14 protein-coding genes are annotated in these 18708 nt (G+C 70.1%); 6 read left to right on the top strand and 8 right to left on the bottom strand.

Annotation, left to right across the window (positions count from 1 at the left end):
- Positions 1-273: 273 nt before the first annotated feature.
- Together HDA32_RS00650 and HDA32_RS00655 are read left to right on the top strand one after the other, a co-directional pair.
- Positions 274-918, top strand: a complete 645-nt coding sequence (locus HDA32_RS00650) for a GntR family transcriptional regulator (protein ID WP_179641315.1) — start codon at positions 274-276, stop codon at positions 916-918.
- Complete coding sequence (locus HDA32_RS00655) at positions 915-2243, top strand: MFS transporter (protein WP_179641316.1); 1329 nt, start codon at positions 915-917, stop codon at positions 2241-2243. The genes HDA32_RS00650 and HDA32_RS00655 overlap by 4 nt, the downstream gene beginning before the upstream one ends.
- 19 nt (positions 2244-2262) lie before the next feature.
- On the opposite strand, the gene HDA32_RS00660 is transcribed toward HDA32_RS00655, so the two are convergent.
- The 3 genes from HDA32_RS00660 to HDA32_RS00670 all read right to left on the bottom strand — a co-directional run bounded on the left by HDA32_RS00660 (position 2263) and on the right by HDA32_RS00670 (position 5137).
- On the bottom strand, positions 2263-2475 hold the full coding sequence (locus tag HDA32_RS00660; RefSeq protein WP_179641190.1) for a DUF6458 family protein: 213 nt from the start codon (positions 2473-2475) through the stop codon (positions 2263-2265).
- Between the two features lie 201 nt (positions 2476-2676).
- Positions 2677-4500, bottom strand: coding sequence for an acyl-CoA dehydrogenase (locus HDA32_RS00665; protein ID WP_179641317.1), 1824 nt, complete (start codon positions 4498-4500; stop codon positions 2677-2679).
- Between the two features lie 115 nt (positions 4501-4615).
- Positions 4616-5137 carry a hypothetical protein gene (locus tag HDA32_RS00670; protein WP_179641318.1) on the bottom strand — a complete coding sequence of 174 codons (522 nt, stop codon included), beginning with the start codon at positions 5135-5137 and terminating at the stop codon, positions 4616-4618.
- A 198-nt stretch (positions 5138-5335) separates the two neighbouring features.
- Between HDA32_RS00670 and HDA32_RS00675 the strand changes: the two genes are divergently transcribed.
- The 3 genes from HDA32_RS00675 to HDA32_RS00685 all read left to right on the top strand — a co-directional run bounded on the left by HDA32_RS00675 (position 5336) and on the right by HDA32_RS00685 (position 8900).
- Positions 5336-5809 (top strand): RDD family protein, encoded by a 474-nt coding sequence (locus HDA32_RS00675; RefSeq protein ID WP_179641319.1) that lies wholly within the window; start codon positions 5336-5338, stop codon positions 5807-5809.
- Between the two features lie 225 nt (positions 5810-6034).
- On the top strand, positions 6035-7327 hold the full coding sequence (locus HDA32_RS00680; RefSeq protein WP_179641320.1) for a glycosyltransferase: 1293 nt from the start codon (positions 6035-6037) through the stop codon (positions 7325-7327).
- 283 nt (positions 7328-7610) lie between these two features.
- Positions 7611-8900: a glycosyltransferase gene (locus tag HDA32_RS00685; RefSeq protein ID WP_179641321.1), complete on the top strand. Its 1290-nt coding sequence runs from the start codon at positions 7611-7613 to the stop codon at positions 8898-8900.
- Between the two features lie 40 nt (positions 8901-8940).
- On the opposite strand, the gene clpB is transcribed toward HDA32_RS00685, so the two are convergent.
- From clpB to dnaK, 5 genes are all read right to left on the bottom strand, one after another.
- Positions 8941-11544, bottom strand: coding sequence for an ATP-dependent chaperone ClpB (gene clpB / locus HDA32_RS00690; RefSeq protein WP_179641322.1), 2604 nt, complete (start codon positions 11542-11544; stop codon positions 8941-8943).
- Positions 11545-11643: 99 nt separating this feature from the next.
- The gene (locus HDA32_RS00695; protein WP_179641323.1) at positions 11644-12066 is read right to left on the bottom strand and encodes a heat shock protein transcriptional repressor HspR; all 423 of its coding nucleotides are present in this window, start codon (positions 12064-12066) and stop codon (positions 11644-11646) included.
- A 5-nt stretch (positions 12067-12071) separates the two neighbouring features.
- Complete coding sequence (gene dnaJ / locus HDA32_RS00700; protein ID WP_179641324.1) at positions 12072-13229, bottom strand: molecular chaperone DnaJ; 1158 nt, start codon at positions 13227-13229, stop codon at positions 12072-12074.
- Positions 13230-13345: 116 nt separating this feature from the next.
- Positions 13346-14080 carry a nucleotide exchange factor GrpE gene (gene grpE / locus HDA32_RS00705; protein WP_179641325.1) on the bottom strand — a complete coding sequence of 245 codons (735 nt, stop codon included), beginning with the start codon at positions 14078-14080 and terminating at the stop codon, positions 13346-13348.
- A gap of 31 nt (positions 14081-14111) precedes the next feature.
- Positions 14112-15977 (bottom strand): molecular chaperone DnaK, encoded by a 1866-nt coding sequence (gene dnaK / locus HDA32_RS00710; RefSeq protein WP_179641326.1) that lies wholly within the window; start codon positions 15975-15977, stop codon positions 14112-14114.
- A 486-nt stretch (positions 15978-16463) separates the two neighbouring features.
- On the opposite strand from dnaK, the gene HDA32_RS00715 reads away from it, so the two are divergent.
- A complete protein-coding gene (locus HDA32_RS00715) occupies positions 16464-18626 on the top strand; it encodes a (Fe-S)-binding protein (RefSeq protein ID WP_179641327.1) in 2163 nt (720 codons plus the stop codon).
- Positions 18627-18708: the final 82 nt, after the last annotated feature.

Consider the following 18708-nt stretch of genomic DNA (forward strand, 5'->3'; position numbering starts at 1 on the left):
GGCGTGCGGGCTCGTGGCGCCTCCCTCTGCGCAGAGAAGTCCCTGGTGAGCGCGCTTCCGGCCAGGAGCGCGGGCAGACCAGGGATTTCGAGGATTCTTCCACCGTTCGTATCGGCGTCATCACGTTGGGCTTCAAGTGTCCGCCGGTTTCGTCACCGACCGTGACCGTTCCGCCGGGCGGACCCGCGGCCGCGCCTCCGAAACGCCCCGCCGCCGGGCGGGGAGGAGGGTGCCCGCGCACGCATCGGCGCGGGGCCTTATCATAGATACAACATGTATTTAAAAGATTCGGCGACGGATCGCACCTACCGGTTCGCCAAAGACGCCATCCTCAGCCGCCGCTACGCCGGGGGCGAGCTCGTCAGCGAGGGCGACATCGCCGCCGATGTGGGGGTCTCCCGCACGCCGGTGCGCGAGGCGCTGCTGCGCCTGGAGGCTGAAGGGCTCGTCCGGCTCTACCCCAAGCGCGGCGCGCTGATCGTCCCCGTGTCGCAGCAGGAGATCAACGACGTCATCGAGACCAGGCGGCTCGTCGAGGGCTTCACCGCCGAGCGGGCGGCCGGGGCCGGTGAGTCCGCCCGGCTCGACCTCGCCGCGGCCCTCACCGGCCACCTGGAGGAGATGCGCGCCGGCCTCGAATCCGATCGGCACGCCTTCATCCTGGCCGACCGGGAGTTCCACCGCGCCATCGTCACCGCGAGCGGCAACGAGATCCTGATCAACCTGTACGGGTCGCTGCGCGACCGCCAGCTCCGGATGATGGAGGAGGGCGCCCGCACCGTCGAACGGATGCGGCGCAACATCGAGGAGCACTCCGCGATCCTGGCCGCCGTGCGCGCGGGGGACCCGGCGGCCGCGCGCGAGGCCGTGCGGGCGCACATGGACTCCGCCGCGACCCTGCTGGGGTCCAACCGATGAGCCTGGGGACGAACCGCCGCCGCCGGGCCTCCTCCACCGCCCCGCCGGCCGCAGGGGACGCCGGAGGCATCGTGGCGACCGCACCCGCCGAGCCGCCGGGCGGCGCCCGCGCGTGGCTGGTGTGGGGCACGGCGGTGTCGGCCTACTTCCTGGCCATGTTCCACCGCAACGGCATGGGGGTCGCCGCGCTGGAGGCCCAGGAGCGCTTCGCGGTCGGCCCGGCGCTGCTGTCGGTGCTGCCGATGCTGCAGTTGCTGGTCTACGTCGTGCTGCAGGTGCCCACGGGGCTGCTGGCCGACCGCGTCGGGCCGCGCAGGATGCTGCTCATGGGACTGGCGGCGATGGCGCTGGGCGTGCTGCTCTTCGCCGTCGCGCCCAACGTCCAGGCGGCGGTCCTCGGCAGAGTGCTCATCGGCGTCGGCGACGCCGTGACCTTCCTCAACGTCATCCGGCTGGGCGCGCTGTGGTTCCCGCGCTCCCGGTACGCGCTGGTCAGCGCGCTCACCGGGACGATGGGCGGCCTCGGCCAGATCACCAGCGTCGCCCCCCTCTCGGCGGCGCTGCGCGGCGTGGGCTGGACCCCGTCCTTCCTCGGCGCCGGTGCGGTGACCCTGGTGATGGCACTGCTGGTCGCGCTGCTGGTGCGGGACCGCCCCGACGGGGCGGTCGGCGCCCACGGCGGTATCCCGATGTCGGTGCGGGCGAGTGTCACCGAGGCCCTGAGGGCCCGCGGGCCGCGAGTCGGCATGGCCCACCACGCGGCCGTCATGGCGCCCTACACGACGCTGACGGTGCTGTGGGGATATCCGTTCCTGGTGGAGGGGCTGGGCTTCACGCCGGCGGTGGCGAGCCTGCTGCTGACCGGGCTCGGCATCGGTACCCTGTGGCTGTCGCCGGTGCTGGGGGCCGTCGTGGGGCGCGCCCCGCGCGTTCGGCGGCCGTTCGCGATCACGCTGGGGACGCTGCTGAGCGCCGGGTGGCTGGCGATCGCGGTCTGGCCGGGCGGCCCGCCGCCCACGCCCGTCGTCGTGGCGGTCCTCGCGGTGAGCGCGGCGGGGTCGGTCATCGCGCCGGCGCTGTCGTTCGACTTCGCCCGCGACGGCGTGCCCGCCCACCGCACCGGGGTCGCCTCCGGCCTGGTGAACATGAGCGGCTTCACCACGACGGTGATCGCCACGCTGAGCGCGGGGCTGATCCTGGAGATCCGGCCCGAACCGCACGACGGGGCGGCGTTCCAGACGGCCTTCCTGCCGCTGGCGGTGATGACCGCGCTCGCCACGGCCGTCCTCGCCGTCCTGCTGCGGCGCTATCCGAAGCGGGGCTGAGGCCGGGGCCGGGACGGGTTCACAACTGGCGGCCGCCGCCGGGCAGGCGCTCCTCGTTGTCCCGGTTGCCGCGCATGGCGGCCAGGATCAGCGTCAGCACGACGACGGCGGCCCCGGCGATCATCAGGATGATGCCGATGGCGGCCAGGTCGATCCCCTGCACGTCGGCGGTGATGCCGAACCTCAGCACGGCACCGACGACGACCAGGAAAATGCCGAGCCCGATGCCCATCTGCCACCTCCGGGACGCGATGCGGGACAACCTGTGTGCACCAACCTACATTGGTCTGCCCTACCCCCTGCAGGCCGCACACATTACCCAAAACCGGGTTTCCGTTGAAGAAGCAGCGGGGGCGGGGCGGCCGAAACCGCCCCGCCCCCGCACCCGTTACGGGCCCCGGACGACCGCTGCCCGCAGCCGCTCGCATCGGCGTCAGAACGCGGACTCGGGAACCTCCATGAGGTCCAGCGTGGTCCGCTCCGTGATCTCGCGCTCGGCGGCCAGGCGCGGCAGGACCTGGTCGGCGAAGAAGCGGGCTGCCGCGATCTTGCCGGTGTAGAAGTCCTTGTCGGCCTCGCTCGCGCCGTCGATCCGGGCCAGCGCCACCTCGGCCTGCCGCTGCAGCAGCCAGGCGAGCACGAGGTCGCCCAGCGCCAGCAGCAGCCGGGTGCCGTTCAGGCCCACCTTGTACAGCTCGTCGGTCTCCTCGGCGGAGCGCATGGCGTCGCCGACCATGACCTCGACCATCGCCTGGACGTCGGTCGCGGCCTTGGCCAGCGCGGCGCGCTCGACCTTCAGCCGGCCGTTGCCGGCCTCGCTGTCGGCGAACTCCTGGATCTCGCCCATCAGCGCGCCCAGCGCCTGGCCGCCGTTCTTCACGATCTTGCGGAAGAACAGGTCCAGGCCCTGGATCGCCGTGGTGCCCTCGTAGAGGGTGTCGATCTTGGCGTCCCGGATGTACTGCTCGATCGGGTAGTCCTGCAGGTAGCCGGAGCCGCCGAGGGTCTGCAGGGATTCGGAGAGCAGCGCGTAGGAGCGCTCCGAGCCCACGCCCTTGACCAGCGGCAGCAGCAGGTCGTTGAGCGCGACCGTCGCGGAGGCGTCGGTGCCGGCGGCCTCGGCGATCTGCACCGTGTCCTGCTGGACGGCGGTGTAGACGACCAGGGCGCGCAGCGCCTCGGCGTAGGCCTTCTGGGTCATCAGGCTGCGCCGGACATCGGGGTGGTGGGTGATCGTGACCCGCGGCGCGCTCTTGTCGGACTGCCGGGTCAGGTCGGCGCCCTGCCTGCGCTCCTTGGCGTACTCCAGCGCGTTGAGGTAGCCGGTGGACAGCGTCGCGATCGCCTTCGTGCCGACCATCATCCGGGCGTACTCGATGACCAGGAACATCTGCCGGATGCCGTCGTGCCTGTCGCCGACCAGGTAGCCGACGGCCGGGTGCTCGGCGCCGAACGTCAGCTCGCACGTGGTGGAGGCCTTCAGGCCCATCTTGTGCTCGACGTTGGTCACGTAGGCGCCGTTGCGCTCCCCCAGTGAGCCGTCCTCGTCGACCAGGTACTTCGGCACCAGGAACAGCGACAGGCCCTTGGTGCCGGGGCCGTGGCCCTCGGGGCGGGCCAGCACGAGGTGGAAGATGTTCTCGGACATGTCGTGCTCGGCCGAGGTGATGAAGCGCTTGACGCCCTCGATGTGCCAGGTGCCGTCGTCCTGCTGCACGGCCCTGGTCCGGCCGGCGCCGACGTCGGAGCCCGCGTCGGGCTCGGTGAGCACCATCGTGGCGCCCCAGCCGCGCTCGATCGCCATGGCGGCGAACTTCTTCTGCGCCTCGTTGCCCTCCTTGAAGAGGACAGTGGAGAAGCCGGGACCGGCGGAGTACATGTGCACCGCGGGGTTGGCGCCCAGGATCAGCTCGGCCGCGGCCCACACCAGGGAACGGGGGGCGTTGCTGCCGCCGAGTTCGGGCGGGAGGTCCAGCCGGAACCACTCGGCGTCCATGTAGGCCTGGTAGGAGCGCTTGAAGCTCTCGGGCATCCGTACCGTGTTGGTCTCGGGATCGAAGACCGGCGGGTTGCGGTCGGCGTCTTCGAACGACTCGGCCACGACCCCGGTGGCGAGCCGGTTGACCTCGTCAAGAATGGTGCGAGCCGTGTCCTCGTCCAGCTCCTCGAACGGGCCGGTTCCCAGCACGTCCTGGCGCTTGAAGACCTCAAAAAGGTTGAACTCGAGGTCACGGAGGTTGCTTTTGTAATGCGTCATGGCGCGCTCCGCTGTGTCCTGGCCGCTGTGTCTGCACACGCGATCTACTGACTAGTAACAAATAGATGTTACTACCCGGTAGTAGGTCTTTGCCAGTGGCCCGGCCGCTTCCGGTTCAGGACCCGATGGCCATGATCCGGGCGATGGCGTCGAGCAGCGCGCTGACCTCGGGGAGAGGGCCCTCGCCCAGATCGAACCGGCGGCCGTCGCGGGTCCAGCGCGCCAGCCGGGTGCGCCGGTGGGTGCGCGGGCCGCGGATCGTGCGGTCGGCCTCCAGCAGGAAGAAGTCGGGGTCGGAGGGGCCGAGGAACGGGTCGGTCACGCGCGTTCCGCACACCAGGTAGGCCTCGCCCGCGCGCATCGGCTGGGGCAGCACCACGACCACCGCCTCCAGCGAGCCGCGCTCGGTGTGCAGCACGGACAGCCCGACGGGCGGCAGCCGCTCCTCCTCGGGGAGGTCGAGGGCCGCCCGCTGCCAGGCGCCGCGCAGGCCCTCGCCGAGGGCGCCCTCGCGCGCGAGGGTGAAGAGGCGGTGCCCCAACTGGAATGTGATCGCGCGCAGCACCACGCCGGTGAACTCGTCGTGGTGCCGGCGCGGAGCGTCGTCGTCTCGGCCCAGAGCGTGCCCGAACCGCATGCGTGCGCCTCCAATACCGACGTTTGGCCGCCCGGCATCGCCGAGATTGTCATGAACCCGCCGGGACCCGGCGCGAACGACCGGGACCGCGCCCGATCTGTAACGTGATCTTCTCGCGTTCGTCGGCTTCCGGATGGCAGAACGCGGGTATCCGGATTCGGCGGGCACCGGTCGACCGAGGAGTCGTGAGGAGGACCGATGGCGCGGCCCGGGGCGTCCTCCGCCCACCAGTTGCGCGCGCCGTCCCGCTGGAGCACCGCGGTGGTGGGCCGGCGGGTGGCGCAGGGGCTCCTCGACGCCGTCCTGTCGTCCCTGCTGCCGCTGCTCAGCCTGTCGCTCTTCCTCGTCGCACCACTGGGCGCCGGAGGCGCCGGCGAAGGGCTGTTCGCCGCGGTCTCCCTGCTCGTGCTGCTGCTCGCCATCACGGCCCACGCCTGGTACTGGGTGGCGCGGCCGATCTCGCGCCGCGGCCAGACCACGGGCATGCGGATGACGGGCATCCGCGTGGTCTCCGCGGACGGCATGCCGGTGACGCGCGGCGCGCTGCTGGTGCGGTGGCTGGTGCTGCCGGTGGATCTGCCGCTCATCGGGCTGCTGAGCATGCTGCTGAGCGCGCGGCACCAGCGGTTGGGGGACCGCCTCGCCGACACGGTCGTCATCCGCGACCGATGAGGATCTCAGGGGTCCTGGGATCTCAGGAATCTCAAGGATTCCAGGGATGCCAGGGATGCGCGCGCCGATTCGGAAATCGGGAGCGCGGATAAAACGGTGCCAAGACACCAAATCACCTGAATGGTCACGAATTGGGACGCCGGTCCCCGTGTTGACGTAATGATCCGCAACCGACTTGAATCGACGCATCGATCAGGCGCGATTCTCGGTGCGGAGGCCGTTTTCATGGACGGGCAGAGGCTGACGGTGCTGTTCCTACCGGAGAGCGCCTACGGACCGACGAACAACTGCATCGGGATCGGCGACGCCCTGCGCTGCCGCGGGCACCGCGTGGTCTTCGCCGCGGAGGCGTCGTGGAAGGGGCGGCTGGCGGCGCTGGGCTTCGAGGAGGAGCTCGTCGACCTCGCCCCGCCGCCCGCCGACGGGCGGCAGGAGGAGCCGGGGCAGTTCTGGAAGGACTACATCGCCGAAACCTCCCCCGAGTTCCGCAGGCCGACGTTCGACCAGCTCACCACCGTCACCGCCGACATCTACGCCACGCTCACCGAGGGCGCGCGCTACGCCGAGCCCCGGCTCAGGCGGATCATCGCCGAGGTGCGCCCCGACGTGATCGTCGAGGACAACGTGGTGCTGTTCCCGGCCCTGGCCACCGCGGGCGTGCCGCTGGTGCGGATCGCCTCGTGCAATCCGCTGGAGGTCCCCGGCATCGACGTGCCGCCGATCTTCTCCGGCTACCCCTCCAACGACCGCACCCAGTGGCGGCGCTTCCGGGTGGAGTTCGAGCGGACCCACCGCAGGCTGTGGAGCCGGTTCAACCAGTGGGTGCAGACGCAGGGCGCCGGGCCGCTGCCCTATCTGCGCTTCATGCCCGAGGCCGACGTCAACCTCTACCTCTACCCCGAGGTCGCCGACTACGTGGACCGCAGGGAGATGAACCCCAACTGGGTCCGCCTGGAGTCCTCGGTCCGGCGCACCGACGAGCCCTTCGAGGTGCCCGACAAGATCGCGCGGGGCGAGGGGTCGCTGATCTACTTCAGCCTCGGCTCGCTGGGCTCGGCCGACGTGGAGCTCATGCAGCGGCTCATCGACATGCTGGAGCACACCGTGCACCGCTACATCGTCTCCATGGGGCCCCGGCACGAGGAGCTGCGGCTGCCCGCCAACATGTGGGGCGAGGAGTTCCTGCCGCAGACCACGATCCTGCCGCTGGTGGACCTGGTGATCACGCACGGCGGCAACAACACCGTCACCGAGTCCTTCCACTTCGGCAAGCCCATGGTGGTGCTGCCGCTGTTCTGGGACCAGTACGACAACGCCCAGCGCATCCAGGAGCTCGGGTTCGGCGCGCGGCTGGACACCTACCGGGTCACCTTCCGCGAGCTGCACGAGGCGATGGAGCGCCTCCTCGGCAACGCCTGGATGCGCCAGCACCTGCGCGAGATCGGCGCGGAGATCAGGGAGCGCAACGGGCTGGACCTCGCGGCGGACGAGATCGAGCGGATCGGCCGGGTCGGGTGAGGGGCGGGAGGCACGGCCGGTTCCGGTCCCGGAGGACAGAGTGGTGTATCCCATGTGGGCAATTGCACGTAAGAAATCCATCTGACCTGCTATTCAACGGAATCAGGCGCTTTGGGGGTCAACGACCGTCAAATTCTTCCGCCGAAGGCACTGTTGCCGAAGAATTAAAACTGGTACTCACATAGGGGTATGGCTCCCGTGCGCCCAGTGGAATCGCCCGATAGGTCCCATAGGGTGCTAAACGGCTATCCGGTATCAAAAGCGACAGGTGGTGCTCTGGCTGATGGCAGATCGGGAACTGACGGTGCTGTTCATGCCCGAAAGCGCCTACGGTCCGACCAACAACTGCATCGGGATCGGCGACGTCCTGCGCCGGCGCGGGCACCGCGTGGTCTTCGCCGCGGAGGCGTCGTGGAAGGGGCGGCTGGCGCCACTGGGCTTCGAAGAGGCCCTCGTCGACCTCGCGCCACCGCCGGAGGAGGGCGGCGCCGAGCAGGACGCGGGGCAGTTCTGGAAGGACTACATCGCCGAGATCTCCCCGCAGTTCCGCAAGACCACGTCGGAGCAGTTGGAGACGGTGGTCAAGCCCATCTACGAGGAGCTGATCTCCGGGGTCCGCTACGCGGAGCCGCAGCTCAGGCGGATCATCGCCGAGGTGCGCCCCGACGTGGTCGTCGAGGACAACGTGGTGCTGTTCCCGGCCCTGGCCACCGCGGACGCGCCGTTCGTGCGCATGCTCTCCTGCAACCCGCTGGAGATGCCCGGCCCTGACGTGCCGCCGCCCTTCTCGGGCCTGGCCACGGGGGAGCGCCGCGCCGCCACCGCGTTCCACGCCGAGTTCGAACGCACCCACGGGGCGATGTGGGCCGACTTCAACGCCTACGTCCAGGAGCAGGGCGCACCCGCGCTGCCGCACATGCGGTTCATGCCCGAGGGCGACCTCAACCTCTACCTCTATCCCGAAGTGGCCGACTACACCGACCGCCGCCCGCTCGGCGACGGCTGGCACCGGCTGGACTCCTCGGTGCGCCGCACCGGCGGACCCGCGGAGCTGCCGGACCACATCGCCAAGGGCGAGGGGTCGCTGATCTACTTCAGCCTCGGCTCGCTGGGCTCGGCCGACGTCGACCTGATGCGCAGGGTGATCGACGTCCTCGGCGGGACCAGCCACCGCTACATCGTCTCCAAGGGCCCCCGCCACGACGAGATCGAGCTGCCCCCGAACATGTGGGGCGAGGAGTTCCTGTCCCAGACCGAGATCCTGCCGCTGGTGGACCTGGTGATCACGCACGGCGGCAACAACACCGTCACCGAGTCCTTCCACTTCGGCAAGCCGATGATCGTCCTGCCGCTGTTCTGGGACCAGTACGACAACGCCCAGCGCGTCCAGGAGCTGGGGTTCGGGCTGCGCATGGACGCCTACGGCTTCCGGCCCGACGAGCTGCGCGCCGGCGTGGAGAGCCTGCTCGGCAACGTCGGACTCCGCCGCCACCTGGACGAGATCGGCGCCGCGATCCGCGAACGCGAAGGCGTGGTGCGGGCCGCCGACCTCATCCAATCAGCGGCCCGCTGACCGCCGTACCGCGTCCGGGGTGCGGCCGCACCCCGGACGGTCAGGTGGGGGTCGGGACGGTGGCGGGGGTGACGCTCAGGGCGTCCTTGGTCTCGTCGAGGTCGACGACGACCGTGTCGCCCTCCTTGAGGTCGCCCGCGAGCAGCGCCTTGGCGAGCGGGTCGCCGATGGAGGCCTGCACCAGGCGGCGCAGCGGGCGGGCGCCGTAGACCGGGTCGTAGCCGGTGAGCGCGAGCCACTCGCGGGCGGCCGGGGTGACGTCCAGATGCAGCCTGCGGTCGGCCAGGCGCCGGCCCAGCCGGTCGATCTGCAGGTCGACGATCCGGGTCAGTTCGGTCGTGGACAGCGCGTCGAACATGATCACGTCGTCCAGCCGGTTCAGGAACTCCGGCTTGAACGTGTTGCGCACCACCGTCATAACCTTGTCCTGCCGGCCCTTCTCCTCCAGCGCCGGGTCCACCAGGAACTGCGAGCCCAGGTTGGAGGTGAGGATCAGCAGCGTGTTGCGGAAGTCCACCTGCCGGCCCTGGCCGTCGGTGAGGCGGCCGTCGTCGAGCACCTGCAGCAGGGTGTCGAAGACCTCGATGTGCGCCTTCTCCACCTCGTCCAGCAGCACGACGGTGTAGGGGCGGCGGCGCACCGCCTCGGTGAGCTGACCGCCCTCCTCATAGCCGACGTAGCCGGGGGGCGCTCCGACCAGGCGGGACACGGAGTGCTTCTCGGAGTACTCGCTCATGTCGATGCGCACGATCGCCCGCTCGTCGTCGAACAGGAACTCCGCCAGCGCCTTGGCCAGCTCGGTCTTGCCGACGCCCGTGGGGCCGAGGAACAGGAACGACCCCGTGGGCCGGTCCGGGTCGGAGATGCCGGCGCGGGCGCGGCGCACCGCGTCGGAGACCGCGCGCACGGCCTTGCCCTGCCCGATCAGCCGCCTGCCGAGCTCGTCCTCCATGCGCAGCAGCTTGGTGGTCTCGCCCTCCATGAGGCGGCCCACCGGGATGCCGGTCCACGACGACACGACGTCGGCGACGTCGTCCGCGCCGACCTCGTCCTTGACCATGGTGGCCTCGGCCTCGGCCTCCTCCTCGGCCGAGGACGCCTCCTCCACCTGCTTCTCGAGCTGCGGGATCTCGCCGTACATCAGCCGGGACGCGGCCTCGAAGTCGCCGTCGCGCTGGGCGCGCTCGGCCTGGCCGCGCAGGTCGTCCAGGCGCTCCTTGAGCTCGCCGACCCTGTTCAGCCCGGCCTTCTCCTGCTCCCAGCGGGCGACCAGCCCGTTGAGCTGCTCCTGCCGGTCGGCGAGGTCGGCGCGCAGCCGCTCCAGGCGCTGCCGGCTGGCGGGGTCGGACTCCTTGTCGAGCGCCATCTCCTCCATCTTCAGCCGGTCGACGGCGCGCTGGAGCTCGTCGATCTCCACGGGCCGGGAGTCGATCTCCATCCGCAGCCGGGACGCGGCCTCGTCGATCAGGTCGATGGCCTTGTCGGGCAGGAACCGCGCGGTGATGTAGCGGTCGGACAGCGTCGCGGCCGCGACCAGGGCGGAGTCGGCGATCTGCACCTTGTGGTGGGCCTCGTAGCGCCCCTTCAGCCCGCGCAGGATCGCGATCGTGTCGGCCGCCGACGGCTCGTCCACCATGACCTGCTGGAACCGCCGCTCCAGCGCGGCGTCCTTCTCGATGCGCTCGCGGTACTCGTCCAGCGTCGTCGCGCCGACCATGCGCAGCTCGCCGCGGGCCAGCATCGGCTTGAGCATGTTGCCCGCGTCCATGGCGCCCTCGGCCGCGCCGGCGCCGACCATCGTGTGCAGTTCGTCGATGAACGTGACGACCTGGCCGTCGCTCTCCTTGATCTCGGTCAGGACGGCCTTGAGGCGCTCCTCGAACTCGCCCCGGTATTTCGCGCCGGCCACCATCGCCGACAGGTCCAGCGAGACGAGCCGCTTGCCGCGCAGCGACTCGGGCACGTCACCGGCCACGATGCGCTGCGCCAGGCCCTCGACCACCGCCGTCTTGCCGACGCCGGGCTCGCCGATGAGCACCGGGTTGTTCTTGGTCCGCCGCGACAGCACCTGCACGACCCTGCGGATCTCGGAGTCGCGGCCGATGACCGGGTCGAGCGCGCCGGAGCGGGCCTGCTCGGTCAGGTCGACGCCGTACTTCTCCAGCGCCTGGAACGTCTCCTCCGGGTTCTCCGAGGTGACCCTGCCGTGCCCGCGCACCCGCTCGAACGCCTCCAGCAGCGCCTCGGGCGCGGCCCCGGCGCCCTTCAGCAGCTCGGCGGCCCCGCCGCCGTCGGCGGCCAGCCCGACCAGCAGGTGCTCGGTCGAGACGAACTCGTCCTCCATCTGCTTGGCGCGCTGCGCCGCGGTGTTCAGCGAGATGATCAACTGCCGTGAGCTGGCCGGAGCGCTCACCGTGGCGCCGGCGGCCTTGGGCAGGCCCGCGATGGCCTCCTCGATCTGACGGTTCAGTTCGTCGGGATTGACCCCGACCTCCTTGAGCAGGGGCCGGATGATCCCCTCGCCCTGGTTGACGAGGGCGGCCAGCAGGTGGACCGGCTCGACCTGCGGGCTGCCGTCGGTGGTCGCGCGCCGGAGCGCGACCGACAGCGCCTCCTGGCTCTTCTTGGTGAGTTTGTAGTCCATGCCTCGCCGCCCCCTCTGACCGAGTCGTCGCCTCCCCTTCCGCACGGCCTCGCCGGCCGCGAACCGGCGGGAACGCGGCCCGTGAGGTCGGGACCGGTGCTACTGCTCCGGCGGATGGGGAGGTGTCGTGTTGAAGATCGTGACGCGGGTGCGCCGCACCGGGAGCAGTTCGCCGCCGCCGGAGCGCCCCGAGGTGCGCCGGGTGACCGCGGTGCGCGCCGCGTCGAGTTCGTTGCGCAGGTGGAAGAGGTGTTCGCGCAGCTCGGCCACCTCGCGTTCGAGTTCCAGGATGCGCTTGATCCCCGCGAGGTTGATGCCGTTCTCCTGGGACAGCCGCTGCACCTCGCGGAGCTGCTGGATGTCGCGCATGGAGTAGCGCCTGCCCCGCCCCGCCGCACGGCCGGGGGACACCAGGCCGAGCCGGTCGTACTGCCGCAGGGTCTGCGGGTGCAGCCCGGACAGCTCCGCGGCCACCGAGATGACGTAGACCGGGGTGTCGTCTCCGAAGGCGGGGTGGTTCATGGTTGTCACGCCCCCTTAGCGCGTGCTTCCAGATCGCTGCGCGGATCCTGGTCGGCTGTCGCGGCGCGGAAGTTCTCCAGTGCCTCCCTGGCCGCGCCGTTGAGGTTCTGCGGCACCGCGACCTCGACGGTGACCAGCAGGTCGCCCGCTGTGCCGTCGCGCCGCTGGGTCCCCTTGCCCCTGACCCGGAACGTGCGGCCGTTCGGGGTGCCCGGGGGGATCTTGACGGTGACCGGGAGGCCGTTGAGCGTGGGCACCCGGACATCGGCGCCCAGCGTCGCCTCGGGGAAGGTCACCGGGACGGTGATCGTCAGGTTGTCGCCGGTCTTGCCGAACAACTGGTGCTGCTGCACGTGCACCACCACGAAGAGGTCTCCGGCCGGCCCGCCCCGCTCGCCCGGCGCTCCCTTGCCCTTGATCCTGATCCTCTGGCCGTCGGTGACGCCCGCGGGGATTCGGGCCTGGATCGTGCGGGTGCTCTTGCCGCGCCCGCTGCCGTGGCAGGTGGCGCACGGGTCGTCGACGACGAGGCCGCGGCCCTTGCACTCGCTGCACGGCTCGGACAGCGAGAAGCCGCCCAGGTTCTTGTTCTCGTGGCCGGTGCCCGAGCACTTCGGGCACACCCGCGGCGTCGTCCCGACCTTGGCGCCGGTGCCCTGGCAGGTCGGGCAGGCGGACTCGCTGGTGAGCTGGAACGACCGGGTGACGCCCTTGGCGGCCTCGGTGAAGGTCAGCTTGGTCTCGGTCTCCACGTCGGCGCCGCGCCGGGCCTGCGTGCTCGCGCGCCCGCCGCGGCCGCCGAACAGCCCGCCGAACAGGTCGCTGAGCCGCTCGCCGCCCCCGCCGGCGGTGCCGGTGCCCTGGCCGAACAGGTCGCCGAGGTTGAAGTCGCCCGCCCCGGTGCCTCCGCCCGGCCGGTAGGAGCCGCCGAACAGCGAGCGCGCGTCGTCGTACTCCTTGCGGCGCTTCTCGTCCGACAGGACGTTGTAGGCCTCGGAGATCTCCTTGAACCGGTCCTCGGCGGCGCTGTCACCGGTGTTGGCGTCGGGATGGTACTTGCGCGCGAGCTTGCGGTAGGACTGCTTGATCTCGTCCTTCGTGGCCGTCTTTGAGACTCCGAGGACCTTGTAGTAGTCCTTCTCCAGGTAGTCCTTGGTGCTCATCGACGCTTGCCTTCTCCCGCTTCGTCCTCGGTTGTCGGTGGGCCGGGGCCGCGCGCGAATCCCCGCGCCCGGATCCGAGCGCGCCCCGGGGGCCTGCCCCGGGGCGCGCTCCGCTGCTACCTCTGCTGTTCGCCGTCTGCTCCGTCCTCGGCGGCGCCCTCGACCGGGCCGGGACCGGCCCCGGCCGCCGCCTCGGGCTCGGCCGCCTCGCCGGCGGCGGCGCCCTCCTCCTCGTCCGGGCCGGCCACGACCACGCGGGCCGGGCGGAGCACCCGCTCGCCGACGAGGTATCCGGGCTGGAACACCTCGATGACGGTCGGGACGCTCACCTCGGGCGAGGGGACCATCGTCAGGGCCTCGTGCACGTTGGGGTCGAACTCGTCGCCCTTCTCCGCGTACTTCTTCAACCCCAACTTGGCGACCAGCGACTCCAGCGACTCGCCGACCGACTTGAACCCGCCGGCCAGCTCGTCGTGCTCGCGGGCCCGGCCGATGTCGTCCAGCACCGGCAGCAGCTCGCCCATCACCTGGGCCAGCGCCTGCTCCCGGACGGCGGTCCGGTCCCGGTCCACGCGCTTGCGGTAGTTGGCGTACTCCGCCTGCAGCCGCTTGAGGTCGTTGGTGCGGTCGTTGAGCTGCTCGCGCAGCAGCGCGAGTTCGGCGTCATCGACGACCGTGACCTCGGTCTCCTCGGCCTCCTCGGGCTCGACCGCATCGGCCTCGGAGCCCGGAGCGGGCTCGGCGGCCCCCTCCGGGGTGCGCAGCTCGCCGGTCTCGGGATCGATGCGCCGCTTGTCGCGGATCACCGGCCCCTGCCGTTCCTCGCCGTTCTCGTTCTCCGGCGACGCCATTGGCTACGCCTCCTCCCTCACCGTCTCGGACTCAGGCGTTGCCTTCGCGCTTGCCGTTGTCCTCGTCGACGATCTCAGCGTCAACGACGTCGTTGTCCGCGTCGGCCTGGGCGCCGCCGGCCGCCCCCTCGGCGCCGGTGGGCGCGTCGGCGGTCTGCTGGCCCTGCTGGCCGTAGATGGCGGAGCCGATCTTCTGGCTGGCCAGCGCGACCTTCTCGCTCGCCGACCGGATGGCCTCGATGTCGGAGCCCTCCAGCGCCTTCTTCAGCTCGGCGACGGCGTCCTCGGTCTCGGTCTTCACCTCGGCCGGGACCTTGTCCTCGTTGTCCTTGATGACCTTCTCGGTCTGGTAGACGAGGGACTCGGCGTTGTTGCGGACCTCGGCCTCCTCGCGGCGCTTGCGGTCCTCCTCGGCGTACTGCTCGGCGTCGCGGACCATCTTGTCGATGTCCTCCTTCGGCAGGGAGGACCCGCCGGAGATGGTCACCGACTGCTCCTTGCCCGTGCCGAGGTCCTTCGCGGTGACGTTCACGATGCCGTTGGCGTCGATGTCGAAGGTGACCTCGACCTGCGGGACGCCGCGCGGCGCCGGGGGCAGGCCGGTCAGGTCGAAGACGCCCAGCTTCTTGTTGTACTGGGCGATCTCGCGCTCGCCCTGGTAGACCTGGATCTGCACCGAGGGCTGGTTGTCGTCGGCGGTGGTGAAGATCTCCGAGCGCTTGGTCGGGATCGTCGTGTTGCGCTCGATGAGCTTGGTGAACACGCCGCCCTTGGTCTCGATGCCCAGCGACAGCGGGGTCACGTCGAGCAGCAGGACGTCCTTGACCTCGCCCTTGAGCACACCGGCCTGCAGGGCGGCGCCGATCGCGACGACCTCGTCGGGGTTGACGCCCTTGTTCGGGTCCTTGCCGCCGGTCAGCTCCTTGACCAGCTCGACGACGGCCGGCATGCGGGTGGAGCCGCCGACCAGGACCACGTGGTCGATCTTGTTGACGTCGATGCTGGCGTCCCGGATGACCTGCTGGAACGGAGCCTTGGTGCGCTCAAGGAGGTCGGAGGTCAGCCGCTGGAACTCCGCGCGCGTGAGCTTCTCGTCCATGTGCAGGGGGCCCTCGGCCGAAGCCGTGATGTAGGGCAGGTTGATCGCGGACTCGCTGGAGCTGGAGAGCTCGATCTTGGCCTTCTCCGCCGCCTCGCGCAGCCGCTGCAGCGCCATCTTGTCCTTGGACAGGTCGACGCCGTTGCTGTTCTTGAACCGCTCGACCAGCCAGTCGACGACCGCCTGGTCCCAGTCGTCACCGCCGAGGTGGTTGTCGCCGTGGGTGGCCTTGACCTCGACCACGCCGTCGCCGACCTCCAGCAGGGAGACGTCGAAGGTGCCGCCACCGAGGTCGAAGACGAGGATGGTGGCCTCGTCCTCCTTCTCCAGGTGGTAGGCGAGCGCGGCGGAGGTGGGCTCGTTGATGATGCGCAGGACGTTGAGCCCGGCGATCGTGCCCGCTTCCTTGGTCGCCTGGCGCTCGGAGTCGCTGAAGTAGGCCGGGACGGTGATGACCGCGTCGGTCACCTCTTCGCCGAGGTAGGCCTCGGCGTCCCTCTTCAGCTTCTGCAGCACGAACGCGCTGATCTGCTGCGGGGTGAAGGTCTTGTCGTCGATCTCGGTGGACCAGTCCGTGCCGATGTGGCGTTTGACCGACCGGATGGTCCGGTCGACGTTGGTGACCGCCTGGCGCTTGGCCACCTCGCCGACGAGCACTTCACCGTTCTTCGCGAAGGCCACGACGGACGGGGTGGTCCGGGCGCCTTCGGCGTTGGCGATGACCGTGGGCTCGCCGCCCTCCAGGACCGAGACGACCGAGTTGGTCGTCCCCAGGTCGATGCCGACCGCACGTGCCATGAGTACGTCCTCCGTCAAGGTTGAGTCTTACAGGCGCAGTATTGCTTCAGGTTTCGTCTGCTGTCAAATCACTTGAGCCAGGTGGACTCAAGGGTGCCCGCATACGGGGTCAACGCGGGAGACGCGGAGGTTGTTCCCGATCGTCGCCGATCGGGACGCTCTTCGCGCGCCCGATCGCAGAACCCCGGGACATCCAAGGGGAGATCCCGATCCGGCTCAGGGGCGGAACCGGGGGCCGGACCAAGGGGCGGATCAGGGGAGGGATCCGGGAGACGACCGGTCGTGCGCGCTCGTGCGGACCCGTGTGAACTCGGTGGGGGCGCACTTCACTAACCTGGGACCGGACAACCAGGCATCCCGTCCGGTCGGTTCAGGGCCGGGTGCCGTGACGCGTTGACCCGCTCGGTATTACTCGCTAGTAACATTGAGTGGACCTCCGGTGTGTGGCGCACCGGATCACGACAGCATGATGGGAGGCCGCGGGCGATGCTCTACCTGGTTCTGGGGATCATCACGACCGCCTTCGCCGTGGTCGGGGTAGTGGTGTGGGCCTATGGCATCCGCCAGATGGTCCGCACCGTGGGCGTCGGCCGTCCGGTGGAAGCCGCTCGGAAGGCGGACTTCGGCCGGCGAATCACGAACACGCTGATCGAGACGCTCGGGCACACGCGCATGCTCAAATGGCGCTGGATCGGCGTCGCCCACTGGTTCATCATGGTGTCGTTCCCGGCCCTGGTGTTCACGGTGGCCGAGGCGCACGGCGAGGTGTGGGACCCCCACTTCCACCTGCCGATCATCTACGACTGGCCGATCTACGGCGTCTTCATCGAGGTCGTCGCCGCCGCGAGCCTCGTCGGCATCATCGGGCTGACGCTCTACCGCCGGCTCAGGGGGCCCAAGCGGATCGGCCGCAAGTCCAAGTTCGACAACTCCCGGCACTGGACGGCCTACTACGTCGAGGCCTACATCATCGGCCTGCTGGTCTCGATCTTCGCGATCCGCGGCATCAAGGTCGCGATGGGCGAGTTCCCGTTCCCGGTATGGACCACCCCGATCTCGCACGCGCTCGGCGCGGTCCTGCCGCCCAGCGAGCCCGCCCTGGCCCTCATCGCGGCCTTCAAGCTGATCATCTCGTGGGTCTTCTTCATCGTCATCGGCGTGGTCCTGACGATGGGCGTCGCCTGGCACCGCTTCACCGCGCCGATCAACATCTACTTCAAGCGCAACGCCGACGGCTCCGTCGCGCTCGGCCCGGCCAAGCAGATGCTGAACAAGGACGGCGACCCGCTGGACTTCGAGGAGGCCGACCCCGACGAGGACCCCTTCGGCGTCGGCAAGGTCGAGGAGTTCACCTGGAAGGGCCTGCTCGACTTCACCACCTGCACCGAGTGCGGCCGGTGCCAGTCGCAGTGCCCGGCGTGGAACACCGGCAAGCCGCTGTCGCCGAAGAAGCTGGTCATGGACCTGCGCGACCACGCATACGCCAAGGCCCCCTACCTGATGCAGGGGCTCACCGAAGAGAGCGACGAGAGCCACGCCGGCACCGACGTCCTCGCCCTGCTGGGCAAGCCCCTCGTGGGCACCGAGGAGGAGGGCGGGGTCATCCACCCCGACGTGCTGTGGTCGTGCACCAACTGCGGCGCCTGCGTCGAGCAGTGCCCGGTCGACATCGAGCACGTCGACCACATCCTGGACATGCGCCGCTACCAGGTCATGATCGAGTCGAGCTTCCCCTCCGAGGCGAACACGCTGCTGAAGAACCTGGAGAACAAGGGCAATCCGTGGGGCATGGCCGAGGACAAGCGCCTCGACTGGGTCTCCGAACTCGACTTCGAGGTCCCCGTCGTCGAGGACAAGCTGCCCGAGGGCACCGAGTACCTGTTCTGGGTGGGCTGCGCCGGAGCGCTGGAGGACCGCGCCAAGAAGACCACGAAGGCGATCGCCGAGCTGCTGCACATGGCCGGCGTGAAGTTCGCGGTGCTCGGCGGGATGGAGGCCTGCACCGGCGACCCGGCGCGGCGCCTGGGCATGGAGTTCGTCTTCCAGATGCTCGCGCAGCAGAACGTGGAGACGCTCAACGACGCCGGCGTCACCAAGATCGTGGCGAGCTGCCCGCACTGCTTCAACACGCTCGGCAACGAGTACCCGCAGCTCGGCGGTGACTACGACGTCATCCACCACAGCCAGTTGCTGGCCAAGCTGGTGGATGACGGCAGGCTCACCCCGGTCCAGCCGATCGACGAGAACATCACCTACCACGACCCGTGCTTCCTGGGCCGGCACAACAAGGTCTACACCCCGCCGCGCGACATCATGGCGCAGGTGCCCGGCGTCACGACCGTCGAGATGCACCGCCACAAGGAGCGGGGCTTCTGCTGCGGCGCCGGCGGCGCGCGGATGTGGATGGAGGAGCGCATCGGCAAGCGCATCAACACCGAGCGCGTGGACGAGGCGCTGACCACCGACCCCGACACCGTGTCGACCGCGTGCCCGTTCTGCCAGGTGATGCTCGGCGACGCGATCAACGAGAAGAAGTCCAAGGGCGAGGCCAAGGAGGGCCTGGAGGTCGTCGACGTCTCCCAGCTCCTGCTCCGCTCGGTCAAGGGCGAGAAGCCCACGCCCCAGGAGCCGGAGAAGGAGAACGTCTAGCGGGGGATCTTTCGCGGTGGCCGGGGAGAGCGGGCGCCTTCCTTGACCTCAAGGGGGTGTGAGTCCCAGCCCCAGGAGGGAT

The sequence above is a fragment of the Spinactinospora alkalitolerans genome, assembly GCF_013408795.1.
Lineage (GTDB): Bacteria > Actinomycetota > Actinomycetes > Streptosporangiales > Streptosporangiaceae > Spinactinospora > Spinactinospora alkalitolerans.